Raw genomic sequence first — 14133 nt, 5'->3', positions numbered from 1 at the left:
CGGGTTGGAGTCAAGCTGTGAACGTAACGGTCAGCTGTCCCTCTGCTGAGAGAGTTCCCAGACCAGCGGCAGCTCCTGATCGGCCACGCCGCCGCCGAACTGCTCGAAGTGATCGACGTGCCGTCCGATGAACTCCTGCCAGCGCCGATTGGCCGGGTCGTCCTCCAGCGCCGCCATCGCCGCGGCGAAGTCGTCGCACTCGACGAGGTGGAACAGGTCTCGGCCGCTGCGCCAGATCGACCAGTCCCGGATGCCCAGGCGCGCGAACGAGGCGGCCAGGTCGTCCGGGATGACCGCGTGATCCTGGTCGTAGGCGGTCTCGTGGCCGTCGCGGAGCACGGAGTGGAGGGCGATGCGCATGCGGAATCCTTCGCGGGGGTCGTCAGTCGACCAGGGTCGGCAAGAACTCGTGCGCCCGCAGCGAGGCGGGGAGCATCTCCATGCCGGTCCCCGGCGTGAGCGGAGCACGGTAGCGTCCACGGTGCAGTTCGACAGGGGTGACGAAGTGCTCGTGCAGATGCTTGGTGTATTCGATCATGCGCCCCTCCTGAGAGCCCGAGACCGCCACGTAGTCGAACATCGAGAAGTGCTGGACCGCTTCGCAGAGCCCGACACCACCGGCGTGCGGGCAGACCGGCACGCCGAACTTCGCCGCCAGGAGGAGGATCGCGATGTTCTCGTTGACGCCGGCGACCCGGGTGGAGTCGATCTGGATGATGGAGGCCGCCTCGGCCTGGAGCAGCTGCTTGAACAGCACCCGGCTCATCCCGTGCTCTCCGGTGGCGATCGGGACGGGCGCGACGGCACGCGCGATCGCGGCGTGGGCGAGCACGTCGTCGGGACTGGTGGGCTCCTCGACCCAGGCGAGGTCGAACGGTTCGAGCGCGCGGATCCACTCGATCGCCTGATCGCGGTCCCAGCGCTGGTTGGCGTCGATCGCGATCCGGATGCCCGGCCCGACGGTCTCCCGCGCGATGCCGAGGCGACGGATGTCGTCGTCCAGGTCGTCACCGACCTTCAGCTTGATCTGCTCGAAGCCGTCCTCGACCGCCTCGCGCGCGAGCCGGCGCAGCTTGTCGTCGGAGTAGCCGAGCCAGCCGGGCGTGGTCGTGTAGCCGGGGTAGCCGAGGGCGATCAGGTCGGCCTCCCGCTCCGCCCGCCCCGGCGCCGCTCGACGGAGGATCTCGAGTGCGTCCTCGCGGGTCAGCGCGTCGCTCAGGTAGCGGAAGTCCACCAGCGCGACGATCTCCTCCGGCGTCATCCGCGCGAGGAGCTGCCACAGCGGCAGCCCGGCGCGCTTGGCCGCGAGGTCCCAGAACGCGTTCACCACGGCGCCGATGGCCATGTGCATGACGCCCTTCTCGGGGCCGAGCCAGCGCAGCTGCGAGTCGTGGACGAACTCGCGCCAGAACGCGCCGAGGTCCCCGAGGATGTCCTCCACCTCACGGCCGATCACCCGGTGGGCGACGGCCTCGATGGCGGCCACCTGCACGTCGTTGCCGCGGCCGATGGTGAAGACGAAGGCGTGACCCTCGTGACCGTCGGCCGCGTCGGTGGTCACGCGGAGATAGGCGGCCGAGTAGTCCGGGTCGGGGTTCATCGCGTCCGACCCGTCGAGCAGGGCGGACGTCTCGAACCGCACGTCCAAGGTCTCGAAGCCGGTGACGATGCTCACGCCGTTGTCCTTTCGTTCGGCTGTCGACAACATCCTATTGGATATAGGTGACAATACCAACGCTCTCGATCTCGTTCGTTGAATTCCTATAGGAAATAGCAATAGGATGACGACGACCCCACCCGAGCGAAAGGACCCTCGATGCGATTCATGCGACTCGGCGCACCCGGCGCGGAGATCCCGGCCGTGACCGACGGCACGACGACGTGGGATCTGCGCCCGCTCACCGCCGACATCGACGGAGCCTTCCTCTCCGCGGACGGCCTCACGCGCGCCGCTGCCGCTGCGACGGACGGGTCGCTCCCGGTGCTGGACGCCGCCGGCCTCCGCGTCGGCGCGCCCATCGCCCGCCCGCAGGCCGTCATCTGCATCGGCATGAACTACGCGGCCCACGCCCGCGAATCCGGCGCCGAGCCGCCGACGGACATCGTCGTGTTCTACAAGCACCCCAACACGGTGGTCGGACCGAACGACGACATCCTGCTGCCGCCGGGCTCCACCACCACGGACTGGGAGGTCGAGCTCGCCGCCGTCATCGGCACACGCGCCCGCTACCTCTCCTCGCCCGAAGAGGCCCTGGAGCACATCGCCGGCTTCGCCGTCGCCAACGACGTGTCGGAGCGCGAGTACCAGCTCGAGCGGTCGCTCGGGCAGTGGAGCAAGGGCAAGAGCTTCGAGACGTTCAACCCGCTGGGCCCCTGGCTCGTGCCGACCGCGGAGGTCGGCGACGGCTCCGGACTGCGGCTGTGGTCCCGGGTCGGCGGGCAGACCCGCCAGGACTCGAGCACCAGCGACCTCATCTTCTCCGTCGCCGAGATCGTCTACCGGCTCAGCCGGTTCACCGTCCTCGAGCCGGGCGATCTGATCAACACGGGCACCCCGGAAGGAGTCGGGCTCTCCGGGCGGTTCCCGTACCTCGCGGCCGGCGATGAGGTCGAGGTCGGCATCGAGGGACTGGGAACGCAGCGCAGTACCGTCCGTCCCGCCTGACCGTCCCGCGCGACCACCTTTCCCCGACACGAAGGAGACATCGATGTCCCAGCATTTCGACGGCCTGGTGGCCGCGGTCACCGGCGGCGCCTCCGGCCTCGGTCGGGCTATCGCCGACGAGCTCGCCGCGCAGGGCGCCCGCGTCTACGCGCTCGACCTCGACCCGTCGGGAGTGCCCGCGCCGCACACCGGCATCCGCTGCGACATCGGCGACGACGGCTCCGTGCGCGACGCCGTCGCTGCGGTCCTCGCCGACGCCGGTCGCCTCGACGTGGTGGTCGCCAACGCGGGCATCGGCGCGCAAGGGGATATCACGGCCAACGACGACGACGAGTGGGCGCGCGTGCTCAACGTCAACGTCGTCGGTTCTGCCAGGACGGTGCGGCACGCCCTGCCCCATCTGCGGGAGTCGCCGGCGCCCGCCATCGTCTTCACGAGCTCGATCGCCGCCTGGGCGGGCCTGCCGCAGCGGGTGCTCTACTCGGCCTCCAAGGGCGCGATCTCGGCGATGACCCTCGCCATCGCGGCCGACTGCCTGCCGCTCGGGATCCGCGTCAACGCCGTCGCTCCTGGGACGGCCGACACTCCGTGGGTGGGCCGCCTGCTCGATTCGGCGACCGACCCCGACGCCGAGCGGGCGGCTCTCGCGGCGCGACAGCCCAGCGGCCGGCTGGTCCAGCCGCACGAGGTCGCGGAGGCGGTCGCCTACCTGGCCTCCCCGACCTCCGGCTCGACCAACGGCGTGATCCTCGCCGTGGACGGCGGCATGTACTCGCTGCGCCCCCGGCGCTGAGCCGCGGGCGGCCGCCGGGTCGGCGCGGAGGCGGGCGACTACTCCGCCTCGACGGCCTCCAGGCTGCTCGCGATGCGGTGGTACGACCGCGTGATGTGATCGAGCATCGCGGCCTCGGCCGCGGCCGCGTCCCCGCTGCGCAGCGCCTCCAGCACGGCCTCGTGTTCGCCCGAGGTCTCGTCGACGACCCCGTGGGTGAAATAGATGCGGTACTGGTGCATGTGCGAGCGCAGCCGGGAGATCGCATCGGAGAGCAGGACGTTGCCCGAGTGCTCCGCGATGATCCGGTGGAACTCGGCGTCCTGGTTCGCGAAGTCCTTGTAGTCCTTGAAGCGGTCCTCGCCGGTGTGCGCCGCTGCGCCGCTGCGGTGCATCGCCTCGCAGAGCTCGCCGAGCTGGTCGAGGGTGCCCTCCTCGATCCCGCCGGCCGCGTTGCGGGTCGCGTACGGCTCGAGCAGCCGCCGCATCTCGAACAGTTCCCGGAGTCCGTCGCTGTCCAGCAGCGGGGCCGCGGTGTAGCCCTTCAAGGCCTTCTTGACCACGAGCCCCTCGGACTCGAGACGGGCGAGCGCCTCGCGCACCGGCGTCGGCGACACCCCGAGCTGACGGGCGATGCCGTCGATGCTGGCCCGGCTCCCCGGCTCGATGACCTGGTCCATGAGCAGCCCGAGGACGGCGTCGTAGACGTCGTCGGCGAGCGCCCGGCGCGCGGGCAGGAAGTGCTCGCCCCGCACGTCCTGCGTGATGTCGGGTTCGATGCTCATGTGCACATCCTAGATCGCGGGGAGTCGTGCCAAGAGGATAGAGGATGGAGGATCCGCCTCACAGGACCCCTTCCGCGGAGAGCTCCGCCCAGAGGTCTTCCGGCACGGCGGTGTCGGCGAGGGCGGCATTGCTCTCGATCTGGCCGGCCGAGTCCGCACCCATCACCACCGTCGAGACCGCGGCGTGCCGGAGCGGGAACTGGACGGCCAGCTGCGGCACGGTGACGCCGTACGGGGCGGCGATGTCCGCGATGGCGATCGTGCGCTCGACGAGGGCGGCGGGCGCCGCGCCGTAGTCGAACTTCGCGTCGGCGACCGGCCGCTCGGTCGCGAGGATGCCGGAGTTGAAGACCGCGGCCACGGCCACCGAGACGCCACGCTCGGCGGCCGCCGGGAGCAGGTCCGCCTCGGCCGCATGGTCGAGGAGGGTGTAGCGGCCCGCGCACATCACGATGTCGAGGTCGGTCTCGCGCACGAACCGGGTCAGCATGGCCGACTGGTTCATCCCGGCACCGTAGGAGCGGATGACACCCTGCGAACGCAGGTCGTCGAGCGCCGGGAACGCGCCCTCCAGCGCCTCCCGCTCATGCTCGTCCGGGTCGTGGACGAAGAGCACGTCGATGCGGTCGACGCCGAGCCGGCGTAGGGAGTCCTCGACCGAGCGGAGCACGCCGTCGCGCGAGTAGTCCATCCGGCGGCGGAGCGTGGCCGGGGCGGCGAACAGGTTCGCGATGTCGGTGTCGCCCGGACGGTAGTCGGGGTTCGGCTCCAGCACGCGTCCGACCTTGGTCGAGAGCACGTAGTCGTCGCGGGAGAGCCCGCGCAGCCCCGCGCCGAGCCTCTCCTCCGAGAGTCCGACGCCGTAGTGCGGCGCGGTGTCGAAGTACCGGATGCCGGCGCTCCAGGCCGTGGGGACGATGCGCGGCCATTCGTCCGCCGGGCGGGGTTCGTACAGGTCTCCGAGGGCCGCGGCACCGTAGCCGATCGGTCCGACCTCCAGCCCGGCCCGGCCGAACGGCCGCCTGCTCGTCTGCGCCATCGTCACGCCACCCGCCTGTCCTCGATCGCGTCGAGATCCCAGCGGATGCCGAGACCCGGTTCGTCGGAGGCTACACCGTGCCCGTCCCGGATGGTCATCTCGGCGGTCGTGATCGCCCGCAGCTGAGGGATGTGTTCCAGGTAGAGCGCGTTGGGCACGGCGCAGCAGAGCGAGACATGCAGTTCCATCAGGAAGTGCGGGGCGACGGCGACGTTGAACGCCTCCGCGAGATGAGCGACCTTCAGCCAGGGGGTGATGCCGCCGACGCGTGCCACGTCGACCTGCACGATGCCGGCGGCACCGGATTGGAGGTACTCGCGGAACTGCCCGACCGAGTACATCGACTCGCCCACCGCGATCGGCACGCTCGTCGACTGCGCCAGGCGGCGATGCCCGGCGAGGTCCTCCGCCGGGAGCGGCTCCTCGAACCAGAAGATGTCGAGCTTCTCGAACAGCGCCGCCCGGCGGATCGCCTCCGCCGACGTCAACGACTGGTTGGCGTCGACCATGATGTCCAGGGCGTCGCCCACCGCGTCCCGCACGGCGGCGAGACGTTCGTAGTCTTCGTGGCCGCGGGGCTTGCCGACCTTGATCTTGACCCCGCCGAGCCCGCGGGCACGCGACTCGAGCGCCTGGGCGACGAGCTCCTCCGTCGAGAAGTGCAGCCACCCGCCCTCGGTGTCGTAGAGCGGGATGCTGGGCTGCGCGCCTCCCGCGGCCACCCACAGGGGCAGCCCGGCCGCGACGCAGCGGGCGTCCCACACGGCCGTGTCGACGGCGGCGAGCGCGAGGGAGGTGATGGCTCCCACCGTGGTGGCCCTGGTCGATGAGAACATCGCGCGCCACACCTCCTCGGGCCGATTGACGTCGAGCCCGACCACGACGTCGAGGAGGGTGCTGCGCAGCAGACTCAGCACGGCACTCCCGCCGGTGCCGATCGTGTAGCTGTAGCCGAGTCCTTCGGCGCCGCCGGCGGTGCGCAGCCGCACGAAGATCGTCTCCTGCTTGAGGAAGGACTGCACGGCGTCGGTGCGGACGGTCTCCACGGCGAGGTCGCTCAGCCAGGCGTCGGCACTGACGATGGTGCCGCTGGCCGCGGTTCGGGCGACGGGCGGGGCGAGGGTCATCGGTTCTGCTTTCTGGTTCGGTCGGCGCGACGCCGGGCGGCGAGGCGGGGCGGGGTCCCGGGCGTCAGCGGCCGCCGAAGCCGCCGAGCGCGACGCCCTTGATGAGCTGGCGCTGGAGCACGGCGACGATGATCAGCGACGGGATGATCGCCAGGGTGGAGGCGGCCATCATCAGGCTCCACTGCGTTCCGTGCTCGCCGGTGAACATCGAGAGGCCGAGCGGGACGGTTGCGAGGTCCTGACTGTTGATGATGATCAACGGCCAGAGGTACGAGTTGTAGTAGCCGACGAACGAGAAGACGCCGAGCACCGAGAGCGGAGCCGCGAGCTGAGGAAGCAGCACCGACCACAGCGTGCGGAACCGGGAGGCTCCGTCGATGATCGCGGCCTCCTCGAACTCGATGGGGATGGTGAGGAAGAACTGCCGCAGCAGGAACGTTCCGAACGCGGTGAACGCGAACGGCACGATCAGGGCGACGTAGGTGTCGACCAGCCCGAGCTGGTTCATCATGATGAACAGCGGGACGACGAGCACCTCCTGCGGCAGCACGAGCGTGAACACGTACAGCAGGAAGATGCGGTCGCGGTACTTGAACCGCAGGCGCGAGAACGCGTACGCGCTCAGCACGGCCACGATCACCGACAACAGGGCGCCGCAGATCGCGACGAAGAAGCCGTTGAAGATGAATCGGCCGAACGGCACCAGGGTCCACGCGTCGACGAAGTTGGACCACTTCACCTCGGAGCCGATGAACGACGGCGTGGGCGAGAACACTTCGTTCTCGGGCTTGAGCGCCGAGAAGAACATCCAGATGAACGGGAAGGTGAACGCCAGCGCGACGATCGCGAGCACGAGCGTGTTCAGCCAGGTCTTGGCGACGACGACCCTCTGGGCGGGGCGCATGCGCGGCTTCGGTCGCACCCGCTCGGGGGTGCGGACGGACTCACTTGTCATAGTTGACCCACCTCTTCTGACCGGCGAACTGCAGCGCGGTGATGAGCATGACGACGACGAACAGCATCCACGCGAGGGCGGACGCGTAGCCCAGCCGGTCGAAGACGAAACCGTTGCGGTAGAGGTACAGCACGAACGTGTTGGTCGACTCGCCCGGTCCGCCCTGCGTCAGGATCTGCGGCTGCACGAACACCTGGAAGGCGCCGATCATCGTCATCGTCATCGTGAAGAACAGCGACGGCGAGAGCATCGGCAGGATGATCGACTTCAGGCGCTGCCAGGCGTTGGTGCCGTCCATCCGCGACGCCTCGAGGATCTCCTTCGGGATGCCGCCGAGGCCGGCCGAGAGCACGATCACGTTGTAGCCGAACGACTGCCACACCGACATCGCGATCACGGAGGCGAGGGCGAAGCGGGAGTCGGAGAGCCAGCTCGGCCCGTCGATCCCGATCGAGGCGAGCGTCGAGTTCACGATGCCGTTGTCGCTGAGCAGCAACCGCCAGACCAGCGCGTTGGCGACCATCGGCGTGATGGCGGGCAGGAAGAAGATGACCCGCCAGAATCCGGCGAACTTGACCCGGGTGTTCAGCCAGAGCGAGATCGCCAGCGCCAGCGCCAGGTTGAGCGCGGTGTAGACGAACGCGAAGATCACCGTGTTGAAGAGGACCGTGTAGAACGTCGGGTCCGAGAACAGCTTCTGGTAGTTGGCGAGCCCGATGAACGTCGGCGAGCCGAACAGCGGCCACTCGAAGAGGCTGATGACGAGCGAGCCCAGCAGGGGAACGACGATGAAGAAGACGAAGCCGGCGAGCCCGGGCCAGAGGTAGGCGAGGGCGGTGAGGCCGTCGCCACGGCGCTTCTTGCCGCCCTTCCGCGGCGGGGTGGGGTGGGGTACGTGGAACGGCCGCGTCGCGGGCGCGGCGGGTGCCGCCGTCTCCTTCGAGACGGCGGCACCCGTGATCAGCGGGGAGGCCATGCGGCTACTGCCCCACCGAGTTCTGGATCGTGCTCAGCACGTCCTTGGCGCTCTTGTCACCCCGGTAGCCCTCGACGCCGTACTGGGTGAACAAGGTCTCCACCTGGTTCCAGGTGGGCGTGGTGAGCTGCGCGGTGGCGTTCTTCAGCAGCGCCTGCACGGCGGCGTAGGCCTCCGGCGACTTGCCCTCTGCCCAGGCCGACTGCGCGTCGGCGCGGGAGGGGACGATGCCGCGCTTCTCGGCCTGTCCCTTGAGCACACTGGTGTCGGTCATCGCGACGATGGCCTTGAACGCCGCGTCGGGGTTCTTGCAGTTCTTCGCGATGCCGAACCCGGAGCCGGCGGTCATGCCGTGCGCCTCTCCCGAGGTGCTCGGAACGATGGTCACTCCCAGGTCGAATTTCGCCGCGTCGGCGAAGGTCCCGTACATCCACGGGCCTTCGATCAGCATGTCGACCGCACCGGAGGTGAAGGCCGCCTGCGAGGCGTCGGAGGCGTCGGCCGCCTCCGGAGCCTTCGCGATGCCGTCCGTCTTCACCAGGTCGAAGTACGACTGCACCTGATCGACCAGTTTCGAGTTGGTGAGATCCAGCTTGCCGTTCTTGACCGCCTCCGCGCCGTCGGCGATGGCCCACGCGTTCGGGATGAAGAAGCCCGGTGCGATGGCGAGCGCCTTGTGGTCGGCGGTGGTCAGCTTCTTGGCGTCGGCCAGGAACTGCTCGCGCGTGTAGGTGGTGCTCGGGAGGTCGAGCCCTGCGGCGGTGAAGGCGTCCTTGTTGTAGTAGAGGACGATCGGCTCTGCGTCATAGGGGATGGCGCGGATGGTGCCGTCGACCGTCATACCCTTGAGCATCGAGGAGTCGAACGCCGACGTGTCGAGCTTGTATTTCTTGATCAGGTCGTCGAGCGGCATGAGCAGTCCCGAGAGCTCCTGGGCGCGCGCGGCCTGCGTGGTGAGCAGGCAGGGCGGGTTGGAGCCGCTGAGGCGGGTCTTGACCTTGGTCCAGTAGTCGTTGAAGCTCGGACCCTCGATGGTGACGTCGAGGCTGGGGTCGACCTTCTTGCCGAGGTCGATGAACCCCTGCCACTGATCGCGATCGCTCTGGCTGCTGACCCAGGTGTACATGGTGATGGGCCCCTTGGCGTCCGATCCGCCGGTGCCGCCGGAGCACCCGGCCAGGGCGGCGAGGGCGCCGGCCATCAGGACGGCGGTTCCGATTCGGACCGCTCTGCGCGTGTTTCGTGGTGTCACTTGCTGTGCCTCCTTCATTGGATTCATCACTGTGATCGCCTACCGTGCCTGCCGATCCGCTGGCCTCCGGGGGGACGGCTTCGTCGAGTCCGGAGTCTCTTGGATCCTATAGGGTCTATGATATAGGTTACTCGGAGCATAAGGGCTCGCCCGGGAACGGTCAAGTAGGCCTCTCGGTCTACGCGAAATCGATCGCGATGACGTCGATGGGAGCGCCGGACGCCCGGGGCGCCGGGATGTGGAGCTCGCCGAGCGGCTCCTGCCCGGGTGCGGGCTGCTCGTGCACCTCGAGGTTCACCTCGTAGGGGAGCTGCTCGCCGGTCGCGAGCAGCCGCACCCCGGCAACCCGCCCGACCGGGATGCCGCGCACGACGACCTCCTCGATCGGGCGCAGGACGAGGTGCAGGTAGAGCGTGCCGGGTCGCGCGGTCGAGGGGCCGTAGAAGTCGACACCCTGCGTGGGCGACACGTCCACCACGCTCTCGGAGTGCACATCCATCCATGCGCCGATCTCCTCGAGCGTCGCCACCTGCGACTCGTTGAGACTCCCGTCGCCCTTCGGCCCGATGTTGAGCAGGAGGTTGCCCCCTCGGCTCGCCACCTCGATCAGCGTGGTGATCAGCGACGTAGTGCTCTTGCTCTTGGTGTCGCCGGGGCGCCAGGCCCACATCTGGCCGATCGTGAGGCAGAGCTCCCACGGGCCCGACGGGGCGGTGACGGGGAAGCCCTGCTCGGGGGTCGTGTAGTCGCCCTGGCCGGGCAGGCGGTCGTTGATGACCACGTCGGGCTGGAGCGACGTGATCAGGGCGCGCAGTCCCGCGCTGTCCCACTCCTCCTCGGTGCGCTCCCACTCGCCGTCGAACCAGAGCAGGTCGATGGTGCCGTAGTCCGTCAGGATCTCGGTGAGCTGGCGCCGCAGGTACTGCTGGTAGCGCGCCCACTGCTCCGGCGTCGACCGGCGGTGCGTGTCCACGGCGATCGGCAGGCCCGCGTTCGCCGGGTCGCCGGCCGCCGGCCAGTGCTCCTCGGCATAGGGACGGTCCGCCATGGTGAAGGCCGGGTAGTCCGGGTGGTTCCAGTCCGGGAGGCTGTAATAGATGCCGACGCGGATCCCCTCGGCACGGATCGCCTCGACGAACTCGCGGGTCACGTCGCGTCCGAACGGAGAGTTCTCGATGCCGAAGTCGGACTGCGCCGTGTGGAACATCGAGTAGCCGGCGTGGTGTCGGGCCGTGAACACGACGTAGCGGGCTCCCGCTCGCTTGGCGAGACGCGCGAGCGCGACGGCATCCCACTCGACCGGGTTGAACGTGGGAGCGCTCGACTGGTATTCCTCGACGGTCACGAAGTCCTCGACGGCGTCGGAACCGGGGATGATGGAACGGCCGACCAGCGGCCAGGAGATCTCGATCCCCTGCTGGCTGGCGTGGTCCCAGTGCACGAACAAGCCGAATCCCGCCCCGATGAACCACTCCCCTCCCGGCAGTGTGAAGTCGGGCGGGCGCACGAACGAATCAGGCGTGGCGACAAGCGCGGTGGTCACAGCGTTGCTCTCCTTTGAGTCGAATGGCTATTGCCTATAGGATATGTGAAGAGGGCGACCCTCACAATCCATTCGATGAAGAAGGAGAATCCGAGCGTGGCAATGTTCACTCACGACCCCGTCCGCCCCGAGAACTACCGTCGATTCGAGCGCGACACCCCCGACTGGTTCACCGACGCCAAGCTCGGCGTCTTCGTGCACTGGGGCCCCTACTCCGTGCCCGCCTGGGCAGAGCCGATCGGCGAACTCGGCACCATCGAGAAGCAGTACTGGTTCGCCCACAACCCGTACGCCGAGTGGTACTACAACACCATCCGCATCGAGGACAGCCCCGCGGCCGAGCACCAGCGCGAGGTCTACGGCGGCGCCCCCTACGACGACTTCATCGACCAGTGGGATCCGGCGGAGTTCGACCCCGAGGAGTTCCTCGCCCTCGTCAAGAGCACCGGGGCCGGCTACTTCGTCCCCACCACCAAGCACCACGACGGAGTGACGCTCTGGGACGCCCCCGGCACCGACGGACGCAACACGGTCGCCCGCGGCCCCCGGCGCGACCTGGTCGGCGCGTTCGAGAAGGCCACCCGCGCCGCCGGCCTGCGCTTCGGCGTCTACTACTCCGGCGGCCTCGACTGGCACTTCTCCCAGCTGCCGCCCATCACGGACGAGGGCCAGGAGTTCGGCCGCCCGGTCGACGCCGCCTACGCCGAATACGCCTACGACCATGTCGTCGACCTCATCGACCGCTACTCCCCCGACGTGCTCTGGGGCGACATCGAGTGGCCCGATGCCGGCAAGCCATCCGGACCGTTCAGCATGGAGAACCTGTTCGAGAAGTTCTACGCGGCCAGCCCCGACGGCGTCGCCAACGACCGCTGGGGCGAGACCCACTGGGACTTCCGCACCAGCGAATACCAGAACGGTACGCACGTGGAGGGCTCCGGCACATGGGAGAACTGCCGTGGCATCGGCTACTCGTTCGGCCACAACACGCAGGAGGACGAGCGGCACCTGCTCAGCGGCCCGGCGGCTGTCGCGTCGTTCGTCGACATCGTCTCCCGGGGCGGCAACCTGCTGCTCAATGTCGGCCTCACCGCACGCGGCACCGTGCCCGACCTGCAGCGTCGCACCCTCGAGCACCTCGCCGACTGGAACGCGGTGAACGGCGACGCCGTCTTCGGCAGCCGCCCGCTCGACGCCTCCGTCGCAGGGCCGTCCGACGCGCCGTGGGTGCGCTGGACGCGCACGGGCGGCACGGCGAACGCGTTCGTCGACGCGACCGGCGAGGTGCGCGTCACCGGCGTCTCGACGGCGGTGGATGCGGCGAGCGCCCGCCTCGCCGACGGCACTCCCCTGGCGGTGACCCGCGACGGGGACGCCCTCGTGGCGACTCTCCCGGAGCCGACGATCGCCGGTCCCGTCCTCGTCCGCTTCGACCTGGCCGACTGAGATGACGGTCGACGCCCACCTGCATCTCTGGGACCTCGAGCGGGTCGAGTATCCCTGGCTGACCTCCGCCCTCGCGCCGATCGACCGCACCTTCGCGTTCGCCGAGGTGGAGCCGCAGCTGGCGCAGGCGGGCGTCGACCGTGTCGTCCTCGTCCAGGCCGCGAACTCCGTCGAGGACTCGGCGGCGATGTTCGCGGTAGATTCCCCGCGGGTCGCGGGTGTGGTCGCCTGGGCGGACCTGCTCGTGCCGTCCGCCGCCGCCCGACAGGTCGAGGAGTGGAGCGCGCATCCGACCTTCGTCGGCGTCCGGCACCTGATCCACGACGAACCCGACCCGGACTGGCTCGGCCAGCCGCCGGTGCGTCGCTCCCTCGCCGTGCTCGCCGAGCGCGGCCTCTCCTTCGACGTGATCGGCGTGCTCCCCCGCCACCTGGAGCACGCCATCGCCATCGCGGACGACCTGCCCGGGCTGCAGCTCGTGATCGACCACCTGGGCACTCCGCCGGTCGGCGCCGCCTCTCGGGAGCCGTGGGCCGGGCTGCTCACGGCGCTCGCGGAGCGCCCCAATGTCGCCGTCAAGCTCTCCGGCCTCACGACGCTCGGCGCGACCGAGATGGCGCCGGCCTCCGACCTGCGTCCGTTCGTGGAGCACGCCCTGGCTGCCTTCGGCGCCGAGCGGGTGCTGTACGGCGGGGATTGGCCGGTCTCCACCCTGGCCGGGCCGTACGCCGAGACCTGGGACACGGTCTCCGAGCTGATCGCCGGGCTGAGCCCGGGCGAACGGACGGAGATCCTGGGCGGGACGGCGGAGCGCGTCTACCGCCTCGGCGAGCGCTGAGCCTCTCGGGGATACTGGACGGGTGAACGATCGCCTGGTCCGCAACGTCCCCGTCCAGACCGCGCTGGAGGCGTGGGCCGACCGCAAGGAGGCCCGCACCTTCTCGAACGTGCTCCGGCAGTGCGTCGCCGGTGAGCTGCTGCTCGACATCAGCGCCTCCGTCTTCGCCGATCCGAGCGCCGGCTTCCAGCCCGGGGACGCCCTGGCGCTCGCCAAGCAGACCGATGCCGCGGGCAAAGACCTCCTCGTCGCCTTCACGAGCAACGAGCGCCTCGCCGCCTACCACGGCGGCGCCGAGTTCCGGTCGCTCGCGCAGCCGGCCTGGTCGGTCCTCGCCGAGGCCATGTCCCGCGCCGACGGCCTCGCCCTCGACCCGGGAGACGACGCCCTCCTCATCGCCTACGCCGACGAGCTGCGCGCCCAGGTGACCGACGAGCCCGGTCGCAACGCCGCACTGAAGAACGCCCTCGTCGACCGCGACCTCGCGTGGCCCGCGTTCCTCGCGCTGGCAACCGCCGCCCCGGTCGTCTACGTCGGCCTCGACGAGGGCCAGGGCGCGATCCCGTCCGCCGTCGGGCAGGACGGCGCCCTCCTGCACCCCGTCTTCACCTCCCCCGCCGAGGTCTTCGTCTGGTCCCCCGCCCTCACCGCCCGCGGCACCACCATCGCGGCGGTCGCCCGCGTCGCCCGCGAAGACGGCTACACGGGCCTCCTGCTCGACCCGGCGGGCCCGTC

At 69.7% G+C, this 14133-nt stretch carries 14 protein-coding genes; 5 read left to right on the top strand and 9 right to left on the bottom strand.

All coding sequences use genetic code 11. The annotated features are described in order from the left end of the window. Nucleotides 1–30: 30 nt before the first annotated feature. Nucleotides 31–360: an L-rhamnose mutarotase gene (locus tag U870_RS0103925; protein WP_025156107.1), complete on the bottom strand. Its 330-nt coding sequence runs from the start codon at nt 358–360 to the stop codon at nt 31–33. A gap of 22 nt (nt 361–382) precedes the next feature. Next, the gene (locus U870_RS0103920) at nt 383–1675 is read right to left on the bottom strand and encodes an enolase C-terminal domain-like protein (protein ID WP_025156106.1); all 1293 of its coding nucleotides are present in this window, start codon (nt 1673–1675) and stop codon (nt 383–385) included. Between the two features lie 141 nt (nt 1676–1816). Between U870_RS0103920 and U870_RS0103915 the strand changes: the two genes are divergently transcribed. Beyond that, nucleotides 1817–2665 carry a fumarylacetoacetate hydrolase family protein gene (locus U870_RS0103915; RefSeq protein WP_025156105.1) on the top strand — a complete coding sequence of 283 codons (849 nt, stop codon included), beginning with the start codon at nt 1817–1819 and terminating at the stop codon, nt 2663–2665. A gap of 43 nt (nt 2666–2708) precedes the next feature. Continuing rightward, complete coding sequence (locus U870_RS0103910) at nt 2709–3458, top strand: SDR family NAD(P)-dependent oxidoreductase (RefSeq protein ID WP_025156104.1); 750 nt, start codon at nt 2709–2711, stop codon at nt 3456–3458. Nucleotides 3459–3496: 38 nt separating this feature from the next. On the opposite strand, the gene U870_RS0103905 is transcribed toward U870_RS0103910, so the two are convergent. The 7 genes from U870_RS0103905 to U870_RS0103875 all read right to left on the bottom strand — a co-directional run bounded on the left by U870_RS0103905 (nt 3497) and on the right by U870_RS0103875 (nt 11114). Beyond that, entirely contained in the window at nt 3497–4222 is a 726-nt protein-coding gene (locus tag U870_RS0103905; RefSeq protein ID WP_025156103.1) for a GntR family transcriptional regulator, read from the bottom strand. 58 nt (nt 4223–4280) lie between these two features. Further along, on the bottom strand, nt 4281–5261 hold the full coding sequence (locus U870_RS0103900; RefSeq protein ID WP_043709393.1) for an aldo/keto reductase: 981 nt from the start codon (nt 5259–5261) through the stop codon (nt 4281–4283). Between the two features lie 2 nt (nt 5262–5263). Next, complete coding sequence (locus tag U870_RS0103895) at nt 5264–6388, bottom strand: mandelate racemase/muconate lactonizing enzyme family protein (protein ID WP_025156101.1); 1125 nt, start codon at nt 6386–6388, stop codon at nt 5264–5266. 64 nt (nt 6389–6452) lie between these two features. Then, the gene (locus tag U870_RS0103890) at nt 6453–7343 is read right to left on the bottom strand and encodes a carbohydrate ABC transporter permease (protein WP_025156100.1); all 891 of its coding nucleotides are present in this window, start codon (nt 7341–7343) and stop codon (nt 6453–6455) included. Continuing rightward, entirely contained in the window at nt 7333–8319 is a 987-nt protein-coding gene (locus U870_RS0103885) for a carbohydrate ABC transporter permease (protein WP_025156099.1), read from the bottom strand. Before U870_RS0103885 ends, U870_RS0103890 begins: the two co-directional genes overlap by 11 nt. Before the next feature lie 4 nt (nt 8320–8323). Beyond that, the gene (locus U870_RS0103880) at nt 8324–9571 is read right to left on the bottom strand and encodes an ABC transporter substrate-binding protein (RefSeq protein ID WP_240183624.1); all 1248 of its coding nucleotides are present in this window, start codon (nt 9569–9571) and stop codon (nt 8324–8326) included. Nucleotides 9572–9749: 178 nt separating this feature from the next. Then, on the bottom strand, nt 9750–11114 hold the full coding sequence (locus U870_RS0103875) for an alpha-L-fucosidase (protein WP_025156097.1): 1365 nt from the start codon (nt 11112–11114) through the stop codon (nt 9750–9752). Nucleotides 11115–11216: 102 nt separating this feature from the next. Between U870_RS0103875 and U870_RS0103870 the strand changes: the two genes are divergently transcribed. The 3 genes from U870_RS0103870 to U870_RS0103860 form a co-directional block, all read left to right on the top strand. Beyond that, nucleotides 11217–12560 carry an alpha-L-fucosidase gene (locus U870_RS0103870; protein WP_240183633.1) on the top strand — a complete coding sequence of 448 codons (1344 nt, stop codon included), beginning with the start codon at nt 11217–11219 and terminating at the stop codon, nt 12558–12560. 1 nt (nt 12561) lies between these two features. Next, on the top strand, nt 12562–13398 hold the full coding sequence (locus U870_RS0103865; protein WP_025156095.1) for an amidohydrolase family protein: 837 nt from the start codon (nt 12562–12564) through the stop codon (nt 13396–13398). 22 nt (nt 13399–13420) lie between these two features. Further along, nucleotides 13421–14133 (top strand): SseB family protein (locus tag U870_RS0103860; RefSeq protein ID WP_025156094.1); only part of this gene is annotated, 713 nt, incomplete at its 3' end.

It is taken from the genome of Leifsonia aquatica H1aii, assembly GCF_000633535.1.
In the GTDB taxonomy this organism is placed as follows: domain Bacteria; phylum Actinomycetota; class Actinomycetes; order Actinomycetales; family Microbacteriaceae; genus Leifsonia; species Leifsonia aquatica_A.
This window is presented reverse-complemented; position numbering and strand designations above follow the sequence as displayed.

Bases quoted from the DNA above. Each gene is read 5' to 3' on its own strand.
- U870_RS0103905 (WP_025156103.1), bottom strand. From the start codon at position 4,222: ATGAGCATCGAACCCGACATCACGCAGGACGTGCGGGGCGAGCACTTC.
- U870_RS0103885 (WP_025156099.1), bottom strand. From the start codon at position 8,319: ATGGCCTCCCCGCTGATCACGGGTGCCGCCGTCTCGAAGGAGACGGCG.
- U870_RS0103870 (WP_240183633.1), top strand. From the start codon at position 11,217: ATGTTCACTCACGACCCCGTCCGCCCCGAGAACTACCGTCGATTCGAG.
- U870_RS0103895 (WP_025156101.1), bottom strand. From the start codon at position 6,388: ATGACCCTCGCCCCGCCCGTCGCCCGAACCGCGGCCAGCGGCACCATC.
- U870_RS0103865 (WP_025156095.1), top strand. From the start codon at position 12,562: ATGACGGTCGACGCCCACCTGCATCTCTGGGACCTCGAGCGGGTCGAG.
- U870_RS0103915 (WP_025156105.1), top strand. From the start codon at position 1,817: ATGCGATTCATGCGACTCGGCGCACCCGGCGCGGAGATCCCGGCCGTG.
- U870_RS0103890 (WP_025156100.1), bottom strand. From the start codon at position 7,343: ATGACAAGTGAGTCCGTCCGCACCCCCGAGCGGGTGCGACCGAAGCCG.
- U870_RS0103900 (WP_043709393.1), bottom strand. From the start codon at position 5,261: ATGGCGCAGACGAGCAGGCGGCCGTTCGGCCGGGCCGGGCTGGAGGTC.
- U870_RS0103910 (WP_025156104.1), top strand. From the start codon at position 2,709: ATGTCCCAGCATTTCGACGGCCTGGTGGCCGCGGTCACCGGCGGCGCC.
- U870_RS0103925 (WP_025156107.1), bottom strand. From the start codon at position 360: ATGCGCATCGCCCTCCACTCCGTGCTCCGCGACGGCCACGAGACCGCC.